Genomic DNA, 22,069 nt, shown 5'->3' on the forward strand with positions numbered 1-22,069 from the left:
TATCTGGAGGCTATGAAGCGATAACCCCGTCCCCTCGTCTTTCCCCTCGTCTTACATCCCCGCTAATTCATTCGTTCTTATATTTATCATTGGAATTACTCCTAGAGCTCTGTATATAACAATCGTCCTCGTTGGCAATTTTATATTTTCTTCGCTAATAACAAATGTCATAGTTGTTGCAATACTACTATCTCGGATGTCTCTAGTATATCTACTGTTTATCTCGTGTTTTTCCAAACCTTTAGCACCAATTGGGATCACTTTTATTACTGAAATTGGTGAATTCATTCTGCCTGTCATATAAAACGTATATCTTACCTTTGTCCCAGCTTTTTGTTCTTTATTCATTTCATAATCTATATGCTCAGCATTATATCTAATAAACATTGCCCCTATGATTAAATAAATGATACTTAAAGAGACTATTAATATACTCTTATAGAAAAGTTTTTTGTTGTTAATAAACGGCAAACAAATTTTGCTAATTAATAAAAAAAGTATTAATATAGTAATCCATATCATGTATTCATTAGGGCTTTCAATAAGAAGTTTTATATTCTTAGATAAAGCACTTACAAAGATAACAATTGATAATATAGTGAACTTATTTTGTTTAATGATTTCTATATCTAAGATTGTAATCATCTCCTCTATTGATATATTTTATTTACATAATTTTTAATACAAAAATTACAATAGCAAATTGAACTGATTTACAAACTGTAATAATTTGGATATTTAGTTATATAGAACTTCTCTTAATTGATCTTCAAATGATTCATCAGGAGTTAGGTAGCCTAAGATTTTTCTTGGTAAAGTGGTCTTCTGTCAAGAAAACGGACAATAAAAACTTGATATATTCTTGAATCGATTGGATAAGATTTAAAACAAGGGCTCCAGCACAGTTGCCTCAGTAAAAACTAAAGGAGTTCAAAGAAAATAGGAGAAGCCGCTCCATTTTTGTGTCTATTTTATTGGGGAAGATTAGACCACACTGATATCAGTGTGGTCTTTAACTATTTTTATACTAACGATCGAAATAAAAATAAGAAGTTACCAAAAGCTTGTCGTATTCTAATACAACAGCCTTTTGTATAAAATGATCTTTCTCCCACAGAAGATCTTTTGTAGTATACATGCCTTCAGTAAAACACATATTGCTTAAGTTGTTTTCGTCTAATTCTCTAGAAGATGCTTCTATGCTTACATAAGGATCTAAATTGTACGTACCATTTGTATTATGGTAAGCTAAATCAACTGTATTAGAATCTTTCACATCAACAAAAGTATTCAATTGAAACCCTGTCAACCCTAGGTTTATAGTATAACTTGTCTCTGTTCTTATAGGACTTCTAGTCGGTATACTAAAATTCTCAATAACATATGTTTTGGAACGATCTGCTGAATTCATTGAAATATCAAGTAGAGTTGCCTCAAGAATCTTATCATTAAATGTATCAGTGAACTTCATACTCTCAATGATAAAACTGCTATCAGAATAAATATAGATAGTTGAATATGTATCATCAATAATTAAGCCGTCTATAATATTTATTAACTCAATACTATCTGCTGATTTGACGCTAAAATCTGACTTATTATTTGTATGTTCCCGTATATACATCTCATATTCTGAAGTCCTAAAATCACTTAGCCCTTCCATAGTTTTATTCTCTAAAATATATTTAAGCGCTTGATTATTTGCCTCTTTATAATGTTGATAAAGTAAATTATACTCATCAATATTATTCTGCTTTAGCTCTTTTATTGGATATTGTGATGTGCTTGCCGCTCCTACAGTTGAAATACTCAATAATATCCCAAGTATGATTATTAAGCTCATTATTCTTTTCATTTACTAACCCTCCTTTAAATTACTGATCAAAATAAAGATAAGAAGTTACTAAAAGGCGGCTATTTTCTAATACAATTGCCTTTTGTATATAACTGTCACTTAAGCTGTTAAAACCACCTCTTAAAGTGTACAGTCCTTCAGTAAAGCACACGTTACTTAAATTATTATCATTTAATTCTCTAGAAGATTGTTCCACCAAGTCCAGAGTAGGCGAAGCACTATATGACCCATTTGTATTGTGATACGCTACATTAACCGTGCTTACATCTTCTACATCGATAAAAGTATTTAATTGGAACTTGACTAGTCCTAGGTTCACCGTATACCATGCTTCTGCCCTAATTGGAGTTCTATTGGGGATATCAAAATCTTCAACAACATATGTGTATGAAGAATCTGCTGAATTCACAGAAATATCGGCTACAGTTGCTTCAATGATTTTATCGTTAGATGTGTCTATAAACTTCATACTTTCAATTATAAAACTACTATCAGAGTAAATGTATATAGTAGAATATGCACTATCAATAAATATATCATCTATAACTTCTACTAACTCGATGCTATCTGTCGTTACTCCATTTATATGAATCTCATTATTTTTAACCCCTTGTACATACAGATCATATTCTGAAGTTCTAAAAGTGTTTATTCCTTCTATCGTTTTATTTTCTAAAATATATTCAAGTGCTTTATTGTTTGACCTTTCATAATGTTCTTGAAGCAAATTATAGTCATACACAACATCCTGACTTATTTCTTTGGTAGAGTCTTGTATTGCACTTACCGATCCGATAGTTAAAATACTAAATAGCGTTACAAGCATCATGATTAAAACAGGCGTTTTTTTCATTTGTTGACACTCCTCTCAAATTATTAACTTATGCAAGAATTGCTTTTAAATATCTAAAAAAGCTACTTGCTGTGTAGTAATAGATATCCAATAACTTTTACCAAGTAAATTCACCCTATTCTTTCTTTTGCGGAAACTTCGGCTGATACAAAAATCCAATACAATTGATATTACTGCCAACTTCAGCGAATGCAACTACAATAACAGCTAACCAACTCATTGCAATACCAGTAAACTTCAATCCAAACACCTCCACTTTCTTATTTTTAGTTTATAAAGTCTTCTTTGAAATGCTGGCACCAAAGTAATGCCTTCGCAGAAGAAACCTAATGAAAAAATCAATCCATACATCGAATGATAAGGACTTATCCAACTTATTGTTAAAGTAATTACGATTCCAATTAATACTATAAAACAACTTCTATCTTTGTATATCCTCTTTTCATGAGATGTCAAAGGCTTGTTAGGAGATTCAACAGGAGCATAATAGAGAACTAACAGTATAGAAAAAAACGAAAAAAAAGCTTGAAAAGTCAGCATAGAGTTACTAGGTATTAAATATACTAAATAAATAGCGGTAAATGTAATCATATCTGTTAACAAGAAACATTTCCAAAAAGAATTAGCATGGATTCCTCCTGCTTGAATCCTCAAAATACTAAAGGCTAAAATAAATATTAGAGCTTCTGTCAATAATCCAAGAATCGAGGCGATTAAAATTAATCCTATACCTTTTATTAATGTAATTATAAATAACTCAGTTCCATAGATATAAAAATCTATTTTTTCCTTGTCAATGGTAATTGTCTCATTCATTTTATTCACGGTGTATGTGGCAAGTTTATTAATCATTTTCATCTTCCTTAACTTTTAAACACAATATAGCATGTAAGCAGTTTTAAAAGCAATACATATAGCATAAGTGGTGGGAAAAACGGCCTAAATAGCAAAAGATGACCTAGATAGGTCATCTTTTGCTATTTAGGTATTGCTATTTGTATCTCCACAGTATCCCCTTGATCTTTTAAGTTTATCAATCCATCATATTGCGCAATTGTTGTTTGGATATTTTTTAAACCCAAACCATGATTTTCTTTATCTTTCTTAGTTGTGAAGGACTCATCTATACTTTCATTGCTTAGCGTATATGTGGTAGGCTTAGCATTTAATATTTTTATAATAAGATATACTTCGTTAACATACATCTTTAAATCAATTGCTAGGTTTGTTGAGTTTGAGGCAGTACATGCTTCAATGGCATTATCAAGTGAATTACCAAGAATGATTGATAAGTCAACATCATCTATTGAAAGAGTATTAGGGACATCTATATCAATACTAAAGTCTATTTTTTCTCTGAATACCCTCTCTCTTTTGACATTAATTAATGCAGCAATGATTGGGTGCCTGAGAATAACAGGGACGGTTCTTTTGATTACTCAATGATTAAAGTAGTATAATTAGGAAAAAAGGTAAAGGAGCAATCGATATGCCACGAACTGCCAGAGAGAAAAATAAAAGTGGTATATATCATGTGATGATTAGAGGAGCAAATAGACAAGAGATCTTTCATGATGAGCAGGACTGTCTAAGATTCCTTGAAATATTAGAAATATATAAAGTGAAGACAGAAATTAAGATATATGATTGCTGCTTGATGAATAATCAGGCGAATAATAGGGACGGTTCTTTTGATTAAGCAATGATAAAGTAGTATAATTAGGAAAAAAGGTAAAGGAGCAATCAATATGCCACGAACTGCCAGAGAGAAAAGCAAAAGCGGTATATATCATGTGATGATTAGAGGAGCAAATAGACAGGAGATATTTCATGATGAGCAGGACTGTCTAAGATTTCTTGAAATATTAGACAGATATAAAGTGAAGACAGAAATTAAGATATATGGTTGGTGCTTGATGAATAATCACATGCATTTACTCATTCAAGAAGGTAAAGAGGAACTTGCGACAACTATGAAGAGAATAGGTGTAAGCTTTGTAGGGTATTACCATCAGAAATATGATACAACAGGGCATTTGTTTCAAGACAGGTTTAGAAGTGAGAATGTGGAAAGTGATGAATATCTGATAACAGTAATCCGGTATATACATCAAAATCCAGTAAAAGCTGGACTTGTAAGTAAGCCTGTAGATTGGAAGTGGAGTAGTTGTTCAGGATACTATGGAAAGAAAGAATATCTCCAAGGACTATTAGATAGTGAGAGAATACTAGGACTATTTTCAAATGATAGAGAGAGTGCAATAAAAGAATTTAGGAAATTTAATGAACAAGAAAATAAAGATAATTGTCTGGATGATGTTATCATTACAAGTCTTAGAGATGAAGAAGCAAGGTTAGAAATTGAGAAGATACTATCAGGAATTAATATAGCGCAAATAAAGAGTTTGCCAAAAGATCAAAGAGATAAGATAATTAGAGAGGCTAAATGTATAGAGGGTGTAAAGCAGCGTCAATTGGCGAGGCTTTTAGGGGTTTCACAGACAATGATATCAATTGCGTAATCAAAAGAACCGTCCCGAATATTCCCGAATATTCCATCAATTGCGTAATCAAAAGAACCGTCCCGAATATTCCACCGTCCCGAATATTCCATGAACTGGAGGAATTGTATGTATAAAAGAATAATTTTAATAATAGCGGCATTATTTATCTTTGCTGCTTGTGGTGAAAAACTTCAATATTCTGTACCAAGCTTAGAACAGGTGAATGAATTTATATCTGACAATTCAGTTAATGCATTAGCGATTAAAGAAGCAGAGGATTTTACTATTGTGTTATATGAAAACGAGAATGGATTTGGACACTATGTATTGCATAGAGATCAGAATAATAAATTATATGATGGAAAAGTCATAGCAATGAGACATAAAGATTATCAACAAAACACACTTTCATTAGGAGGAGTAGCATCGGGTAAAAATCCATTCGTTACAGTAATTATCAATGACGATAACGTTTTAGATAAAGCAACTGAATTGGAAATTTTATTTACTGATGGGGTAAAGGTAAAAGAACCTATAGATAATAAGGGGATAATTATAATACATACAAATAATGAAAGTGACAAGATAATAAACTATCTAAAAGTAACGATTTATGATTCCGATATGAACATTTTATATGAAAAATAAATAGTCATTATAAATAAAAAGCTACTGGAGAACGCTATAAAAAAGATGCTGATGAATTCTATCAGCATCTTTTTACACTGATGTCTCAGAACCATTCCCCCTTGTCTCGTCTGTTTTTTTGCTCTTTTAAAAAAATTTAGTTGAAAAATAAATGAGATAAGAGTATAATAAAATCAAACATATGAACACATGAGCATATGTACAAAAAAGGGAGCTGATTTGATGGAAAAAGAAAGAATAACAATGGATACTTGCAACTGCACCATCATTCATGAGGATATTGTCAATAGAGTAAAAGAATCTATGCCTCAGGAAGAAAAACTCTATGATCTCGCTGAACTATTTAAGGTATTTGGAGATACCACTAGAATTAAGATTATTTATGCTTTATTTGAGTCAGAAATGTGTGTGTGTGATATTGCTGCACTTCTTGGCATGAACCAATCTGCCATATCACATCAACTAAGGGTGTTGAAGCAAGCGGGATTAGCCAAGTATAGAAGAGAAGGGAAAGTAGTCTACTACTCCTTGGACGATGAGCACGTTAAAAATATTTTTGATCAAGGATATACTCATATTGCTCATAAATAAAGGGGGAAATGACATGAGTTATGTAAGCCATGTAATCAAAAAAGAATTGATTCTAGAAGGTATGGACTGCGCTGGTTGTACTTCTAAAATAGAAGTAGCCATAGCTAAATTAGTAGGTGTTAAAGAGGTGTCTTTAAATTTTGTTACGAAGACGTTGACAATTGAAATAGATGATGAGAGTAAAATGGAGTCTGTTGTCTCAGCTGCAAAGGATATCGTCAATCAATTTGAACCCCATGTCATCGTAAAAGAAAAGATGATTGATAAAGTATCGAAGAAAGCTTTAGTGCTAAAGGGATTATCCTGTGTAAGCTGCGCTACAAAAATTGAGGATAAAGTAAAAGAATTAAAGGGCGTCCATAGTGTCTATATGGATTTTACATCGGAGAAATTAGTAATTGAGGCAAAGACACATGATTGGCACAGAATTACCAAGGAAGTAACGGCTATTGTAAAACATATAGAGTCTGATGTTGAAGTCATTGATGAAAGTAGAAAGAAAGATGAACAGGGTCATAGTCACGGCGGCGGAGACAATAAGATGGAGCTTATACGATTGGGCATTGGGGCTATATTATATGCCATAGCACTTGCTTTTCAAATGTCAGATTCCATTGAATTTGTATTGTACTTCATAAGCTATCTACTTATAGGTGGAGAAGTATTACTGAAGGCAGGTAGAAATATACGAAGAGGTCAAATTTTCGATGAAAACTTCCTAATGAGTATTGCAACAATAGGAGCCTTTGCTATCGGAGAATTCCCTGAAGGCGTAGCGGTAATGCTCTTCTACCAAATAGGTGAGTTCTTCCAGGGGTTAGCGGTGAATCGTTCTAGAAAATCCATCGGAGCGCTGATGGATATTCGACCTGATTATGCTAATCTTAAGGTTGGAAATGATGTAAAGAAGGTTTCTCCAGAAGAAGTAACTGTAGGTGACCACATTCTAGTGAAACCAGGAGAAAAAGTACCTCTTGATGGTGTTGTGATAGAAGGACAATCCATGGTAGATACTTCGGCTTTAACAGGTGAATCTGTGCCAAGGGAAGTGGAAGTAGATAGCAATGTATTAGGCGGATTTATTAATAAAAACGGTGTATTAACAATTAAAGTGAGTAAAGAATTTGGGGAATCCACGGTATCTAAGATTTTAGAGTTAGTAGAGAATGCAAGCAGTAAAAAGGCCCCAACAGAAAACTTTATCACTAAATTTGCAAGATATTATACACCGGTAGTTGTATTTGTAGCCCTAGCCTTAGCAATCATACCACCCCTTGTGATTGACGGTGCTACTTTTTCAGAATGGATTTATAGAGCCTTGGTATTTCTTGTAATCTCCTGCCCTTGTGCATTGGTAATCTCTATACCACTAGGGTTCTTTGGGGGTATTGGAGGTGCATCGAAAAACGGAATTCTCATAAAGGGTGGAAACTATCTGGAAGCCCTAAACAGTGTTGATATAGTAGTCTTTGATAAAACAGGTACATTGACAAAGGGCGTATTCAAGGTAATGGAGATAAATGTAGAGCAAAATATCTCAAAGGAAGAACTGCTAGAATATGCGGCTTATGCCGAAAGTTATTCTAACCATCCTATCTCCACATCTATCTTAAAGGCCTATGGAAAAGAAGTAAATAAAGAAGAAATTGAAAGTTATAATGAAATATCAGGGCATGGTATTAAAATAAAGGTCAAAGATAAGGAAATTTTAGCAGGTAACATTAAATTGATGGATAGCGAAAAAATTGCATATGAACCAGTAGAAGCTATAGGAACCATAGTATATGTAGCAATTAACGGAAAACTTGCTGGTTCTATCATTATTTCAGATGAGATAAAGGAAGATTCTCAGCGTGCAATTAAAGAATTAAAGGCTATTGGTGTTAAAAAGATTGTGATGCTTACAGGAGACAACAAGCAAGTAGGAATAAAAGTGGCGAAGCAATTAGGCATAGATGAGGTACACACAGAACTGCTACCTGATGAAAAAGTTGAGAAGCTGGAGCAATTAGATAGACAGAAATCACCAAAAGGGAAATTGGTCTTTGTTGGAGATGGGATCAATGATGCCCCGGTTTTAGCTAGAGCAGATATTGGTGTAGCCATGGGTGGATTGGGATCTGATGCAGCTATTGAAGCGGCTGATGTTGTCCTAATGACTGATGAACCAATGAAACTAGTCAGCGCCATAAAGATAGCAAAAAGAACAAAGCGTATTGTATGGCAAAACATTATCTTTGCTTTTGGAGTAAAAGGGATTGTTCTACTGCTAGGAGCTGGTGGTCTTGCAACCATGTGGGAAGCCGTATTTGCCGATGTAGGTGTAGCACTAATCGCAGTATTTAACGCCATGAGGGTTTTAAATGTAAAAAATCTATAAAATTTTGTTGATACAGAAGGAGGGTGCCTGCATATCATTTTGCAAGCACCCTCACCGTATCTATTGCGTGTATATAGATTCTGATTAACAGAGGAAAGGAGGCAAAAATGAGTATAGGATATGCGTGTTTAACGGTTGGGGTTGAAAATACCGATCAGAAAAGCTGTATGCTTAAAAATGCAAGTGAAAGCAGATTGTCAGAAATAGTCGCCTACAATTTATCTGCTCTTGAAAATATCATTGATTATAATATCAAAAACCAAATAAAACTCTTTAGGATTAGCTCGGATTTAATCCCCTTTGGTTCAAGTCCGATGAACACACTCCATTGGTGGGATGTGTATAGATCTGATTTTTCAAAAATAGGTGAAAAAATTAAAAAGAGCGGTATGAGGGTTTCCATGCACCCGGGGCAATATACCGTATTAAACTCACCAAGAGAAGAAGTTGTGGAGAGGGCAATTCAAGACTTAAATTATCATGCAAGAGTACTGGACTGTCTAGGAGTAGGTCCTGAGCATAAGATAGTATTACATATCGGAGGCATCTATGATGATAAAAAGGAAGCGATGGATAGATTTATAAGGAATTACCAAAGCCTAGAGGAAGCAGTTAAAAAGAGGCTTGTGATAGAAAACGATGATAAATCCTATACCATAAGTGATGTATTGGAAATCGGAGCAATACTTAATATACCGGTTATTTTTGATAACCTCCATAATGAAATTAACCCCAGTGACCAGGAAAGAGATGAACTTTATTGGATCGGGGCGTGTAGAAAAACATGGGAGGAAAAGGATGGGAATCAAAAAATCCATTACTCACAGCAGAATCCAGAAAAAAGAGCTGGATCTCATTCTGAAAGTATTGGGATTAATGAGTTTATGGTCTTTTATCAAAAGATCAAAAGAGATGATCTTGATATGATGCTAGAAGTAAAAGACAAAAACCTCTCAGCAGTAAAATGTATTAATAGCACGTCAACACAGAAAAAAATTAAGGCACTTGAGCTTGAGTGGAGTAAGTATAAATACACAATTTTAGAAACCTCACCAGTAAACTATTTGGAGATTCGTAAAATACTCAAGGATAAGGATGGGTACCCTGCAATTTCTTTTTATACCTTAGTTGAAGAAGCTTTACAAAAAGAGCGGACCATTGAAAATGCAGTCAATGCCGCACAGCATGTTTGGGGATATTTCAAAGATGTAGCAAGTGAAAAAGAAAAACAAGCATTTCTAAAGAACATGGATAAATTTATAAAAAAAGAAACTTCAATTAGATCCATTAAGCGAAATCTATGGAAGTTAGCTGTTAAATACAAGGAAGAATATCTTTTAAGTTCATATTATTTTGTGTTATAAAAAAGGTGCTGATGAATTTGATCAGCGCCTTTTTTATATAGCAGGAAAGTTTTCCTTTCCTACTATATAAAAAACAGGGGTTGAAAGGGGAAGTATTCCCCTTCCGTAGTCAGAAGGGTGCTCAGACGACTTTGTCGTCGTCGAAGTGAAACTAGGTTTCCATAGCGAAAGCGTCGAAGACGCTCTTCTTTTAATCCAAAAAAAATTCAAAAAACCCTTGACAGACAAGGGTATAAATATTATGATAATAGTGCACTATAAAACTAGTGCGCTAGATGTGTAATGAGAGGTGGAACTAGGATGGAATTTAACAATTCAAAGCCAATCTATTTACAAATTATCGATTATATTAAAAAGCAGTTAATTCGGGGTGAATTAAAGGGTGGAGACAAGATTTCTTCCCAGCGAGAATTTGCTCAACAAATGAAGGTCAACCCCAATACAGTTCAAAGGGCTTACCGAGAGATGGAAAGTATGCAACTGGTAGAAACCATTCGAGGGCAAGGGACCTTTATTTGTAACCAGGAAGAAATGCTAGCAGTCATTCAAGAAGAAATGGCAGGAGATCTACTAAGACACTTTATAGAGGAAATGTATTCATTGGGCTATAGCAAAGAAGCAATGGTTCAACTAATAGAGAAATGGAAAACAGAAGTAAGGGAGGAAGAAAAATGATTGAATTTAAGGGTGTAACGAAGAAATTCGGCAGTACAATAGCCGTAGATAATGTGACCATGACATTTCCTAAGGGGAAGATTATTGGATTACTAGGGCCTAATGGTTCCGGGAAGTCAACCACTTTAAAAATGATCGCCTCATTAAATAAGCCAGATCAGGGAGAAATCACTATTGATGGCAAGAGTCCTTCTAAAGAAACAAGGGAAACCTTAGCCTATCTACCGGAAATTGACTATCTTTATCCCTGGATGACCATTGAAGGAGCAGGAAAGTTCATGAAAAGCTTCTATGATGATTGGAATGAGGAAAAGTTTCAATCCCTGATGAAGTTTTTAAATCTGGAACCTCAAATGATTATAAAAAAAATCTCAAAAGGGATGAGGGCAAAGGCCAAGCTCCTATTGGTGTTCTCACGAAATGCCAAGCTGGTTTTACTGGATGAACCATTATCGGGCATTGATATATTCACCCGAGATCAAATTATCGATACAATTATTCAGGATTATTGCGAAGGAGAGCAAACCATTATTCTTTCAACCCATGAGATTCATGAAGTAGAAAGTCTCCTAGACTATGTGGTTTTTATGCACCAAGGAACAATCCTTCGTCAAGGAGAAGCGGAAGACCTTCGGAGCGAAGAAAATAAATCCTTGGTAGAGTTGATGAAGGAGGTTTATCGAAATGAAAACATCTAGAGTAGGCATGATTTATAGCTTATATAAAAAAGAATTAGTAGCAGCTAAAAACGAGCTCCTAATGATTATGACTTTCATTTTAGGAGCCAATGCGTTTCTATTTTATAAACACCAAACAGGATGGCCCGTAGAAGCCAGCTTTATCTTTAGTTTATTCTTATTGTTATTTGTTGTAGCCACTACTTTCTTTAGAGCCTTCTCCGTCGTTAGGAATGAGTGGAAGGAAAACACGGTGTACTTAGTGATGTCTTTACCCATTACGGGGGTAGATGTTTTTTTATCCAAGTTATTAGCCCTATTAACACAATTGATAGGACTTAGTATCATTGCCCTAATAGGCGCTTCCCTCTTTATTCCCATTATCCCGGAGGTATCCTATGTCCTGGAACAAATACAAATGGAATTCACAAGCGTCAGGTTAATTTGGAATGCATTGAAAATAGGTCTACTTGGCATCTTAGGCATGAACCAGGCCATTATATTCGCATTCTTCAGTGCTGTTGTTGGTAAGCTCTTTAAGAAATTCTCAGGGCTCATCACCTTAATTACATTTATCGGCATATCAATGATTAATTCAAAATTCATTGATTGGATAGGCAACTTCTTCATTGACCAGGGTATGGGGGAGCGAATAGAGAGTCAGCTGATGGGACTGGACGTCACAATGATGACAGCCATGGAAACAATGTTAAACGTCTATACATTACTATTTACAATCATAACTGTGGTCACTTCAGCAGGGGTATTCTTTGCCACAGCAGCCCTCTATGATCGTAAGGTAGAACTGTAGTATCAAGGTTTCCTATTTCTAAGGGAGTGGAACTAAAGCTTGATTTGATACAATAAACAAAATGATTTGTTATAGATAAAATGAAAAAAGCGATGGGGTATCGAGCCTCATCGCTTTTTTCTGTATATAAGTCTCCGTTAATGCTATGAAACTGTGAAAGTTTCTAGGGTAAATAAAATCATTGCGATAAAAAGTTTTGTGTATAATAGGCGTCTAATGGCCCCCCTAAGTGGACGCCAACTCCTAGGGAATTAAAATCCCCTAAAATCGCCTGGCGATGGCCTAGTGAATTCATCCAACCCTCATGGGCAAAAATTGAATTTTGCTGTCCTGCAGCAATATTTTCTCCTGCCCTACGATACATGATGCCTTGGGCGGCCATTCGGTCGAAGGGGTCTTCTCCTTGTGGGTTACGGTGATCAAAGAAATTTTGTACTGCCATATCCTTACTATGGCCTAGGGCCGTAACAGCAGCTCCCTCATGCCAAGTCAGTAAGGGTAGATCATGACGAACCCGAATGGCATTTGTTAAATAAAAGACCTGTTCTTTGTAAGCTTCGGCTAAGGCTATATCTGGGTCAAGGGGTGCGTGATATTTATTCTCTATTTCCTGATCTATTAAAAGAAAGGAAGTCACTTGGTTATTGTTATGGATATCAAAAAAAACAGTTAAATAAAAACGTTCTACTTCAAAAAGAAGATAATGGCGATCCTCCGGAAGGAGATAGATGATATTATCTTTTTGAATACGATCAAGGGAATTGCCTAAAACTGATTCCACTGTGGTGGAGAGGGTGTTGAAATCAAAGGCCCATGGATTTTGCCATTGGGCATCATTACTATAAAGCGCAACCACATGACCATTAGCAATGCCTACCTGAACATATTGTTGATAGTCCTCATGAAAAATATACCATTGGAAGGGATATTCACTAGGAAGGATACTGTGGGGCGCTCCTAGGATAGAGTGGACCTTGTCTAGGGAAGTACCAAGGGAAATTCCTCTATAGGAAAAGGCAAAGTCCTCTCCAGGGGCAGCTAACTCTATTTCCTCTGGTCCTGGTGCATGGGGAAAAGAAGGTTCTTCCGAAGGAGTAGCCTGAGGTTCGACAATAAAGTCCAAAGAAAACTCTATGGGAAGGTCAAAAAACTGAAGAAAACCAAAACTAAGAATGACAATACATAGCAAAAATAAGAAAAACTTCATGTGACCAACTCCTATTGTTCTATTATACTATAATTATTGACCAGGGAATCATGACGTTACGGTTACAACTTTTTTGCTTTGAAATCCCCTGCCTGTCGTGGTTTCTAAATTCTCCTATGAGGGGCAATAAAAGACAAAATCATAACAATAGGATGAAATTTCCCGGGAAATCGACTTGGGAAACAAGAAAAAGATCATATTGTCGAATGGTTTAGTGTATGTTAAGGGAAGTTCCCCCATAGAATAGAGTATTGCTTCGTGAAAAGTATAAAAAGAGAAAAAGAGGAAATAATGGAAAAAGTAGAAGTGCTCTACACATTCGACACATAGGGCAAAAATTTGACAAAAACAACCAAGTAGAATAAAATTGGTGGAGTTTCATCCGAACAACCCAAAGGCCCAATAAAATTTGAACAGGAGGAAGATGAATGGAGAGTCATCAGAGCAGTAAAAGACTTTTAAATTCGAAGGTCATTATTGCAGCGATTGTAGGATCACTTTTGTTGATCTTAGTAGGAACGATTAGCCTACATAAAACAGTAGTGGTTGCTATTGAAGGACAGGAAATTCAGGTTTCAACCTTGGCGTCAACCGTAGAAGGCGTTTTGAGAAAAGAAGGAATTGAGATTGGAGAAGCAGATAGAACTGTACCCGAGCTAAATCAGAGGGTTAAGGATGGAGAAAGAATTGTAATTCATAGGGCCTATGAAATTCAATTGATAGAATCAGGGAATACACAGTCTATTATAACAGCAGTAGAGACGGTCAAAAGTTTACTACAATCACTCAATATAGAGCTTCAAGACATGGACATCGTTGAACCACCCTTAGGCGTAAGCATAGGGGAAGGGGATACAGTTAAAATCACAAGGGTAACAGAAGAGCTCACGGCAGAAACCCAGGAAATTCCATATCAAACCGTAATAAAACATAATAATGAAATGGATTATGGGAAGATGAATCAACTGCAAGAAGGAAAGCCGGGTTTGCAGGAAGTGAAGATTGCGATTCGATATGAGGATGGAGAAGAAGTAGAACGATCCATCATAGAAGAATATGTGACCACAGAAGCTGTTAATGAAATCATGGAAAGAGGAACAGCCAACTTGATTGCTACCTCTCGGGGAAATAGTAGATATACAAAAGCACTCACCATGACAGCAACGGCATATGATGCAGGCTATGAGAGTACAGGAAAAAGACCCGGGGACCAGTATTACGGAGTGACCCGTAGTGGAACTCAGGTAAGACCAGGGGTTGTGGCTGTTGATCCCAATGTCATTCCATTAGGAACAAAGTTGTATATTGAATCAACCGACGGGACTGGTAATTACGGATATGCCAGTGCAGAGGATACCGGCGGTGCCATTAAAGGAAATAAAATTGATTTGTATTATGAAAGTCGTAGTGAAGCCCTACGTTTTGGGCGTAGAACTGTGAAGGTTTATGTGTTAGAATAAGGTGGAAGAAAAAAAGACCAGACATGATGCTGGTCTTTTTTCTGTAAAAACGAACCAACTAAGAAAAATGTTCAAGGAGATAATCAAGAAAATGAGTAGATGGAATCTCTGTAAAAGGGTATAATATAACGAGTTTTATTTCGGAAAATAAAGAACAATAATTTTGAGGTGAAGAGATGATAAAGGAAATCATTGTAGTAGAAGGCAAGGATGATGTATCAGCCATTAAAAAGGCAGTGGAAGCAGAAACCATTATCACGGGTGGTTTTTCCTTACCTGAAAGAGTGATGAAACAAATTGAAACAGCGGCCAAAAGAAGAGGTGTCATTATTTTCACTGATCCGGATTTTGCAGGAGACAAGATACGTAAAAGAATCGCTAACCGGGTGCCTGGTTGTAAGCATGCCTTTCTACCAAAGGAAGAAGCCATGAAGGATGGTGATATCGGAATTGAAAATGCCACTCCCAAAAGCATTTGTGCAGCCCTAGCAAAGGCTAGAAGTGAATCAATGGAAAAAAGAGAGGTCTTCACAAGGGTGGATCTCATCGGAAATGGTCTGATGGGAGATAACCAAGCCTCCTACCGGCGAGATGAAATTGGGAAAACACTAGGAATTGGCTATGGAAATGCAAAGCAATTCCTGAACCGCCTCAATCATTATGGCGTGACAAGGGAAGAATATATAGAAGCCTTAAAAAATTTAGATGAAGTAGGGATGAAAAATGGATAAGATCGTCTCACCAAGCAAAACGAAGGCAATCGTAGAAAAATATAAGTTCAGATTTTCAAAGAGTTTGGGTCAAAACTTTTTGATTGATCAAAACATACTAGAAGACATTGTGGATGGCGCAGATATACAGCCAGATGACTGTGTCATTGAAATCGGTCCTGGAATTGGAACCCTAACACAATTCATTGCAGAGAAGGCACATAAAGTAGTGGCCATTGAAATTGATCGAAATTTGATTCCAATCTTAAAGCACACCCTAGCAGATTATCAAAATGTTGAAGTCATCAATCAAGACGTTTTGAAGGTAGATTTACATCAACTAATTGCTGATAAATTTGAAGGAAAGCCAGTAAAAGTCATTGCTAACCTTCCTTATTACGTGACAACACCAATTGTGATGCGGTTCCTAGAAGAAAAGGTACCAGTGGATTCTCTGGTGATTATGATTCAAAAAGAAGTAGCAGTTCGGATGCAGGCAGGACCTGGAACAAAGGACTATGGGGCCTTGTCTATTGCGGTGCAATATTATTGCAATCCTGAAATACTATTAAAAGTGCCACCATCAGTGTTTATTCCACAGCCAAAGGTAGAGTCAATCGTGATCAAGCTACAGGTCTATCCAGAACCAAAGGTGAAGGTAGAAAGAGATGATTTGATGTTCGCCTTGGTGAAAGACGCCTTTGGTAAGCGTAGAAAGACATTACTTAACGCATTAAGCTCAGGACTACTACAGTTATCGAAAGAGATTGTAAGAGAATCCTTAGAAGCAGCAAACATAGATGAAAACCGCAGGGGCGAAACCCTAACAATAGAAGAGTACGCAACATTAACCAAAGAAGTCGCCGCTAGACAATAAAGAAAATTCTTTTCACGATTCTCCTACCCCCTACATATATATAACTATAAGAGCAAAATTCTTATAAGGGGAGGGTCATTATTGTGAGTAGAAGATATAAACGATACTTTGTGATGTTAGAAGGGGAAGACAGAGGTTTTGAACTAAGCAAATCCCAAGAACCAAAGGGCTATGGCAAAATAGAAGTGAGAAATGAACAGGGAACCTTGTCCTTGCATTGTCAAAACTTGAAAAAGGTTGACCCGATTGGGGCAAGATATCGATGGTACTTAGTAAACACAAGAAAAACCGGGGAGCCTATTATCGTGGATATAGGACCAATGGAAGTAGATGTGAATGGTAAAGGTGAATTGGTATGGGAATTTAATGGAGAAAATGTTAAGGGCTCCAACTCAAAAATCGATGGATTTAACATTCTTGCACTTGTTGTAGAGGAAAAGGGTGAAAAAAAAGAATTCTCAGCACCCTTAGTAGGGTATATTGATAAAGAAAAAACTGGGTGGAAAGACTACTTGGCAAAACACTTATCTGTACCCGCAAAGAAATCCTTTGAACCCATAAAGGAATCAAAGCGAGATTCCCCTAAAAAAGACGTAGCCTTAGACCCTAAAGAAAAACCAAAGCCTACTTTAGAATCCAAAAAAGAGGAAACGAAAAAATTAAAACCTACTTTAGAGCCTAAAGAAAAACCATTAGATCTTAAAGAAAAGCCATTAAAAAAAGTACCCGAAAAAACACCCGAAAAAACACCTGAAAAGGCACAAGAAAAACCAACGCCAACACTAGAGTCTAAGGATCCTAAAGAAAAGGGCCAGAGCCCACAGGAAAACCCAGTAAAGGACCAAGGGCCAAGGGCTCCTCAGGTCAAACAAGAAACACCTAAAATTAAAGTAGAGAAAAAAGAAGCAGAAGCAGTGCCTCATCCTAAATTAAAGGAAGAAAAGGAAGAAAACATTGAAGCTCAGAAAAAAAACATTGAGTCCCAAAACAAAGGACTGCAGGTTTATGTGGAAAGCACATTAAAGGGCTTCCCTAAGGCAGATCCATTTACCAAACGATTTGATGACTATCAGTGGTGGCAAATTCAATATGATCAACAGACGATGTATCGCTCGGCAATGCCTTTTATCGGGTATATTGAGGGGCAGCACCATCCATATTACTATTACTATCCCTCGGAGTATCAGCGGCTAATTTATACCTATCAACACTATTTATTTGGAATGAGCTACGATGGGGATCAAGGTGTAAAGTATTATGTATATGGAATCCCAGGCTCAAAGCTACCGAAGGATCAGCCTTATCGTGGAAGCACAGGATTTACTAACTGGTATTCTTGTAATGGGGATCATACCAACCCTAATACCAGTGGCTATTGGCTATTGCATATAGATGCTAAAACAGGGGAAATTGCAACTGCGTTAAAATAACCAATAAAAAGGAATGGCCCACTAGTTAGAAACAAGACCGGTGGTGATTGACCTCATTAAAATGATATGCTATATTTAGTGGTAACAGTTAACGAAAGTTAAAGGGGAGTAGCTCACCGCAGTGATCGCGGTTTTATTGTTCGCCATACCCGATGAGTACTCATCCGGACAATAATAAAGAATGGAGCAAGACCTTTATCCTACACAAATCGTGTATAGGGTAAAGGTCTTTTTTGTAAAGAATTATAGTATAGCAGGCATCAAAAAAGCAAAGAAAACACAACATAAGGATGAATAGGAAAGAGAGGGGTCTAATTTGTTTAATACATATGCATTATTTCTATTTAGTGCTGTTTTAGTCATTATATCCGGCATGAAGCTATCTAAATATGGAGATGTGATTGCTAATAACACCTCACTAGGACATGGGATCGTTGGAGGCGTACTAATTGCCGCAGCCACAAGTTTACCAGAGCTTGTCACAAGTGTGTCTGCATCTCTGATGGGGGCGCCGGACATTGCCATTGGGAATGTCTATGGAAGCAATATATTTAACCTAATGATTTTAGCTGTGGCAGATATTTTACATGGACAAGGTCGATTTTTGCAGACAGTGAAGATGAATCATATATTAGCAGGTCTATTTGGTGTTTTATTATCAGCATTAGGAGCCTTGTCCATTTTAATCAATCAAATTGGAGGGCTAGACCTAGAAATTGGATGGGTGAGTATCAATAGCTTAATTATTTTTATAACCTATAGTCTGGGATCAATATTGATTATACGATATGAAAATAAATTAAGCAGAATGACCCCTCCCAAGGAAATAGAAGAGGTAGCAGAAGTCCAAGATACTTCTATCAAACATGCCATTATTGGATTTGGCCTAGCGGCGGCCATTATTATATGGGCTGGAATGACATTAGCACAAGCGGGAGACCAAATAGCCATGGTAACTGGACTGGGACATACATTTGTGGGTACATTATTGATTGCTGGGACCACCTCTTTACCAGAGCTAGTGGCGACCATAGCAGCCATAAAAATAGGAGCCCACGATATGGCCGTGGGCAATGTTTTTGGAAGCAATATTTTCAATATGATTATTATTACCGTGGCAGATTTAGCATACTCTCCAGGCTCTATTTTTTCTGATATCAATATTGATCATACCATAACAGCCATGGCGGGAATCGTACTGAGTGCCATTGCATTAATCGGATTATTCTATCGGACACAACGGACCATTTTAAACATCGGATGGGACTCGGTGTTTATTCTTGTCGTCTACTTAACCACAGTGTATTTAATATTGATTACTTAAGAAAAGTATCACCATAATCTATTGTGATACTTTAGTAATGCCATAGGGCCATTTATGATAGCCTCCTACCAATGTGAAAACCCTAGGAAATCCAGACTCTGATAGGAGCTTAGCAGCCTTAGTACTTTCTTTACCGCTTTGGGAATAGACGAGGTAGGTATTTTCCTGGGCAAACTCATCCAATTGACCTTTTAACTCCTTATAAGGAACAGAAAGGGCATTATGTAAATGCCCTTGGGTATAGTCCTCTGGGGAGCGTACGTCCAAAATCAGTACATGAGGATTGTTGGTAATCAGGTCATTGGCTTCCTCAGGTAGAAGATTCCGATAGGCATATTTTAGATGCTGACTACTGACCGTTCGATCCCTTGTTACTGCTGTAAAAAAGATAGCTCCGATGATAAGAGCAATGATGACACCTACAGCAATATAGAGGTTCCGCTTTTTAATGAGAAAAATGCGCATTTTTTCACCCCTTATCTATTTTCCATTGCTACTACTAATATATTGAAGAACTTGTAACAATATGCAAACTCTCTACGTAGATCGGAGACTTAATTTATAAGTATGAGTAGATAACCAGAATCTATGATTTTGTGTTAGTCACTTCCTTTGTCTATTCAGAGAATCTTTACTTATCCAGCACTGTGGCCTTGACCCCAATCTGTATTTTTTCTTCAATAATAATATACTTCATTTCCAACAGAATTTGTCGTTCTCCAATATGTAAGATACGATCCTGTACAATCTTATAGATCATTTCCCCATCTATTCGCGAAAGCTCTCTCCCCACTAAATCAGACAAGTAAAAGCGAATGTTATTCTCAATTTCATCCTGAACCAGAGGATTGCCATCAAAGTCTACCACAATGGATAGATCCTTGACGACGAAGACCTGCTGGCTTTTTAAATTTTCATTCAAGCGCTCTAGCTTAAGCTCTTGATCTAACAACTGACTGGTTAGTTGGTTTTGCGTGCGATAAAGACGGTCTAGGGTATGCATTTGAAATAAATTCATTATTCCAAGACCCATTAAAAAACCAATTAAAAACACAGACAAATAAAAAGTCCATCCCTTCATAATCTGCCACTGCCCTCTAGATAAACCATTAACTTATAGGCAACATGGGCACCCACCAAGGCACTGACAATATAAAGCATCTGTTTGATCAAACCACGGAATTCCCCATTAAAGATGCCTATTTCGATTATTTTCAGAGAAGGAAATGTGCCACCTAGGGCCACAACAGCAGCCCAAATCTTAATCTTATCCCCAAGGTCTAACATTGTTTTCAATGGTGGATGTCCATTTAAAGTAGCAGCAACGCCTCCAAATAGGCAAGCACCTAACATGACTCCTAAAGCAATAAAAAAGTTATATACCATATTTTGCGAGAATACCAACATACGAGTCCTCCCTCCCCAACGAAGATAAAATGTCATGTTTTAAATATATGAATCCTATGGATAAATATTATGAAATCCTAAAAATAAAAGCGTGACATCCTATGGCTTTGTTGCATAAGATGTATCGAAAGAAGGGAGGTATAAGCATGCCATATCATTATGATGACTATTGTGGAATGCCACCACAGCACATGGATCTATACGAAGACCGAAGAAGGTTAATGGCAATGTATCCGGATTCATATCACAGGCTATATCCTAGGGTACAGGAGATATGTGGGCGCATGGATATTCCAAGCAATCCAAGAATGTACCCATACGTAGATCCTACCTTATTGGATGAGATGGTGGAAGAAATATATCGTCAAGAAATTTCAGAAGTACAATCAGAGCAGTTTACAAGAGGACCCTTTAGAGATTTAATTACTATTTTGCTCATTCAACAGCTATTGGGCAGAAGAGGCAGAAGGGCACCTATTAGACCTCCTGTGAGACCGCCTTATAGGCCCCCATATGGACCTTGGTACTAAACCACATCACAAGTGAACTCGTTTCAGTAAACTGAATCATCGGGGAATCAGATGGGGAGCCTACCCCACCTGATTATAAAGCCCACCTACGCTAACGCTTAGAGGTGGGGGCCTTAACCCAAAAGATATAATTTTGATAAAAATAAGGATGGTTGATTGACTCAACCATCCTTATTTTCAAGTTGTTTTTTTGTATTTTCAACTAGCAAAAAAATTTTGCTTAGATTTTTTTCAATTCCTTTCAGTAGACACCTGTGTCCTAGCTTGCGAAATAGATTTCTCTTATATAGATTAAATCCCAGGAGATTATAAACAGTAACAAAGGAAGTTGTATCAACTAATAAGTATTGGGTAGACCTCAGCTGTAAAATTTCAAAGACAGACTTAAATCCTGGCAATACAATGGTTTCAGACTGGGCCACATTCATTAAAAACACATCATGAGACAAAGAATCGGTACCCAGATAATAGAGATGTCCTAAGGATTGCTGCTCCAGAAGCCAGAACTCATTGATTTTCCTGACAAGCTCTTTCTGAAACGCTTCTGGATTTGTGAGATCAGATAGATGAATCGAGGCAGCCACAGAGGTTGTAAGTGCAGTACCTGTTCCATAATAAATGATGTACATGGACTTTCTCCTTTAACCGAATTTGTTCTAATCAATACAAGAGGGTAAAATCATTACGTATCTAAAAAACTGAGAACTAGTTTATATAGAAAGTTGTTAATTATATGTCAATAAAGTGGGATTAGGGGTGTTGTTTT

The 22,069-nt window shown here is 36.6% G+C and carries 27 protein-coding genes; 16 read left to right on the plus strand and 11 right to left on the minus strand.

Translation table 11 applies throughout. The features are described 5' to 3' along the window. Positions 1-51 precede the first annotated feature (51 nt). The 6 genes from AMET_RS00670 to AMET_RS26385 all read right to left on the minus strand — a co-directional run bounded on the left by AMET_RS00670 (position 52) and on the right by AMET_RS26385 (position 4,045). A complete protein-coding gene (locus tag AMET_RS00670; protein ID WP_011971270.1) occupies positions 52-645 on the minus strand; it encodes a hypothetical protein in 594 nt (197 codons plus the stop codon). 382 nt (positions 646-1,027) lie between these two features. Next, complete coding sequence (locus AMET_RS00675; protein WP_011971271.1) at positions 1,028-1,855, minus strand: hypothetical protein; 828 nt, start codon at positions 1,853-1,855, stop codon at positions 1,028-1,030. 19 nt (positions 1,856-1,874) lie between these two features. Beyond that, entirely contained in the window at positions 1,875-2,708 is an 834-nt protein-coding gene (locus AMET_RS00680; RefSeq protein WP_011971272.1) for a hypothetical protein, read from the minus strand. Between the two features lie 115 nt (positions 2,709-2,823). Then, positions 2,824-2,964, minus strand: a complete 141-nt coding sequence (locus AMET_RS24700) for a cyclic lactone autoinducer peptide (RefSeq protein ID WP_157047122.1) — start codon at positions 2,962-2,964, stop codon at positions 2,824-2,826. Continuing rightward, on the minus strand, positions 2,946-3,560 hold the full coding sequence (locus tag AMET_RS00685; RefSeq protein WP_041720175.1) for an accessory gene regulator ArgB-like protein: 615 nt from the start codon (positions 3,558-3,560) through the stop codon (positions 2,946-2,948). Before AMET_RS00685 ends, AMET_RS24700 begins: the two co-directional genes overlap by 19 nt. A gap of 125 nt (positions 3,561-3,685) precedes the next feature. Further along, positions 3,686-4,045 (minus strand): GHKL domain-containing protein, encoded by a 360-nt coding sequence (locus tag AMET_RS26385; protein WP_330368755.1) that lies wholly within the window; start codon positions 4,043-4,045, stop codon positions 3,686-3,688. On the opposite strand from AMET_RS26385, the gene AMET_RS26390 reads away from it, so the two are divergent. The 10 genes from AMET_RS26390 to AMET_RS00735 all read left to right on the plus strand — a co-directional run bounded on the left by AMET_RS26390 (position 3,963) and on the right by AMET_RS00735 (position 12,358). After that, positions 3,963-4,154 carry a hypothetical protein gene (locus AMET_RS26390; RefSeq protein WP_242661364.1) on the plus strand — a complete coding sequence of 64 codons (192 nt, stop codon included), beginning with the start codon at positions 3,963-3,965 and terminating at the stop codon, positions 4,152-4,154. The two genes, AMET_RS26385 and AMET_RS26390, sit on opposite strands and share 83 nt — an antisense overlap. Before the next feature lie 43 nt (positions 4,155-4,197). Beyond that, positions 4,198-4,407 (plus strand): hypothetical protein, encoded by a 210-nt coding sequence (locus AMET_RS00695; RefSeq protein WP_011971274.1) that lies wholly within the window; start codon positions 4,198-4,200, stop codon positions 4,405-4,407. A gap of 49 nt (positions 4,408-4,456) precedes the next feature. Next, positions 4,457-5,230, plus strand: coding sequence for an REP-associated tyrosine transposase (locus AMET_RS00700; RefSeq protein ID WP_011971275.1), 774 nt, complete (start codon positions 4,457-4,459; stop codon positions 5,228-5,230). Positions 5,231-5,338: 108 nt separating this feature from the next. Further along, positions 5,339-5,860, plus strand: a complete 522-nt coding sequence (locus AMET_RS00705) for a hypothetical protein (RefSeq protein ID WP_011971276.1) — start codon at positions 5,339-5,341, stop codon at positions 5,858-5,860. 222 nt (positions 5,861-6,082) lie between these two features. Beyond that, positions 6,083-6,451, plus strand: a complete 369-nt coding sequence (locus AMET_RS00710) for an ArsR/SmtB family transcription factor (RefSeq protein WP_011971277.1) — start codon at positions 6,083-6,085, stop codon at positions 6,449-6,451. A 13-nt stretch (positions 6,452-6,464) separates the two neighbouring features. Beyond that, positions 6,465-8,831, plus strand: a complete 2,367-nt coding sequence (locus AMET_RS00715; protein ID WP_011971278.1) for a heavy metal translocating P-type ATPase — start codon at positions 6,465-6,467, stop codon at positions 8,829-8,831. A gap of 107 nt (positions 8,832-8,938) precedes the next feature. After that, positions 8,939-10,195 carry a UV DNA damage repair endonuclease UvsE gene (gene uvsE, locus AMET_RS00720; protein ID WP_011971279.1) on the plus strand — a complete coding sequence of 419 codons (1,257 nt, stop codon included), beginning with the start codon at positions 8,939-8,941 and terminating at the stop codon, positions 10,193-10,195. Positions 10,196-10,495: 300 nt separating this feature from the next. Further along, positions 10,496-10,870: a GntR family transcriptional regulator gene (locus AMET_RS00725; RefSeq protein WP_011971280.1), complete on the plus strand. Its 375-nt coding sequence runs from the start codon at positions 10,496-10,498 to the stop codon at positions 10,868-10,870. Then, positions 10,867-11,568: an ABC transporter ATP-binding protein gene (locus AMET_RS00730; RefSeq protein ID WP_011971281.1), complete on the plus strand. Its 702-nt coding sequence runs from the start codon at positions 10,867-10,869 to the stop codon at positions 11,566-11,568. Before AMET_RS00725 ends, AMET_RS00730 begins: the two co-directional genes overlap by 4 nt. After that, positions 11,555-12,358 (plus strand): hypothetical protein, encoded by an 804-nt coding sequence (locus AMET_RS00735; RefSeq protein ID WP_011971282.1) that lies wholly within the window; start codon positions 11,555-11,557, stop codon positions 12,356-12,358. Before AMET_RS00730 ends, AMET_RS00735 begins: the two co-directional genes overlap by 14 nt. A gap of 178 nt (positions 12,359-12,536) precedes the next feature. Here AMET_RS00735 and AMET_RS00740 read toward each other — a convergent pair whose 3' ends face one another. After that, complete coding sequence (locus tag AMET_RS00740; protein WP_011971283.1) at positions 12,537-13,565, minus strand: CAP domain-containing protein; 1,029 nt, start codon at positions 13,563-13,565, stop codon at positions 12,537-12,539. Between the two features lie 428 nt (positions 13,566-13,993). Here AMET_RS00740 and AMET_RS00745 point away from each other — a divergent pair, with 428 nt between their 5' ends. From AMET_RS00745 to AMET_RS00765, 5 genes are all read left to right on the plus strand, one after another. After that, complete coding sequence (locus tag AMET_RS00745; RefSeq protein ID WP_011971284.1) at positions 13,994-15,025, plus strand: 3D domain-containing protein; 1,032 nt, start codon at positions 13,994-13,996, stop codon at positions 15,023-15,025. Between the two features lie 176 nt (positions 15,026-15,201). Beyond that, positions 15,202-15,756 (plus strand): ribonuclease M5, encoded by a 555-nt coding sequence (gene rnmV / locus AMET_RS00750; RefSeq protein WP_011971285.1) that lies wholly within the window; start codon positions 15,202-15,204, stop codon positions 15,754-15,756. Continuing rightward, positions 15,749-16,612: a 16S rRNA (adenine(1518)-N(6)/adenine(1519)-N(6))-dimethyltransferase RsmA gene (gene rsmA, locus AMET_RS00755; protein ID WP_011971286.1), complete on the plus strand. Its 864-nt coding sequence runs from the start codon at positions 15,749-15,751 to the stop codon at positions 16,610-16,612. The genes rnmV and rsmA overlap by 8 nt, the downstream gene beginning before the upstream one ends. An 83-nt stretch (positions 16,613-16,695) precedes the next feature. Further along, on the plus strand, positions 16,696-18,042 hold the full coding sequence (locus AMET_RS00760) for a hypothetical protein (RefSeq protein WP_011971287.1): 1,347 nt from the start codon (positions 16,696-16,698) through the stop codon (positions 18,040-18,042). Positions 18,043-18,358: 316 nt separating this feature from the next. Next, positions 18,359-19,366 carry a sodium:calcium antiporter gene (locus AMET_RS00765; protein ID WP_011971288.1) on the plus strand — a complete coding sequence of 336 codons (1,008 nt, stop codon included), beginning with the start codon at positions 18,359-18,361 and terminating at the stop codon, positions 19,364-19,366. Between the two features lie 18 nt (positions 19,367-19,384). Here the strand turns inward: AMET_RS00765 and AMET_RS24010 are convergent, their stop codons facing one another. The 3 genes from AMET_RS24010 to AMET_RS00780 all read right to left on the minus strand — a co-directional run bounded on the left by AMET_RS24010 (position 19,385) and on the right by AMET_RS00780 (position 20,773). Further along, on the minus strand, positions 19,385-19,831 hold the full coding sequence (locus tag AMET_RS24010; protein ID WP_011971289.1) for a rhodanese-like domain-containing protein: 447 nt from the start codon (positions 19,829-19,831) through the stop codon (positions 19,385-19,387). 166 nt (positions 19,832-19,997) lie between these two features. Then, on the minus strand, positions 19,998-20,447 hold the full coding sequence (locus AMET_RS00775) for a hypothetical protein (RefSeq protein WP_011971290.1): 450 nt from the start codon (positions 20,445-20,447) through the stop codon (positions 19,998-20,000). Beyond that, positions 20,444-20,773, minus strand: coding sequence for a YtrH family sporulation protein (locus tag AMET_RS00780; protein ID WP_011971291.1), 330 nt, complete (start codon positions 20,771-20,773; stop codon positions 20,444-20,446). The genes AMET_RS00775 and AMET_RS00780 overlap by 4 nt, the downstream gene beginning before the upstream one ends. A 146-nt stretch (positions 20,774-20,919) precedes the next feature. On the opposite strand from AMET_RS00780, the gene AMET_RS00785 reads away from it, so the two are divergent. Then, positions 20,920-21,303 (plus strand): hypothetical protein, encoded by a 384-nt coding sequence (locus AMET_RS00785; RefSeq protein ID WP_041720180.1) that lies wholly within the window; start codon positions 20,920-20,922, stop codon positions 21,301-21,303. Positions 21,304-21,464: 161 nt separating this feature from the next. On the opposite strand, the gene AMET_RS00790 is transcribed toward AMET_RS00785, so the two are convergent. Next, positions 21,465-21,932, minus strand: coding sequence for a DUF3189 family protein (locus AMET_RS00790; protein WP_011971293.1), 468 nt, complete (start codon positions 21,930-21,932; stop codon positions 21,465-21,467). Positions 21,933-22,069 lie beyond the last annotated feature (137 nt).

Source organism: Alkaliphilus metalliredigens QYMF, assembly GCF_000016985.1.
Classification (GTDB): domain Bacteria; phylum Bacillota; class Clostridia; order Peptostreptococcales; family Natronincolaceae; genus Alkaliphilus_A; species Alkaliphilus_A metalliredigens.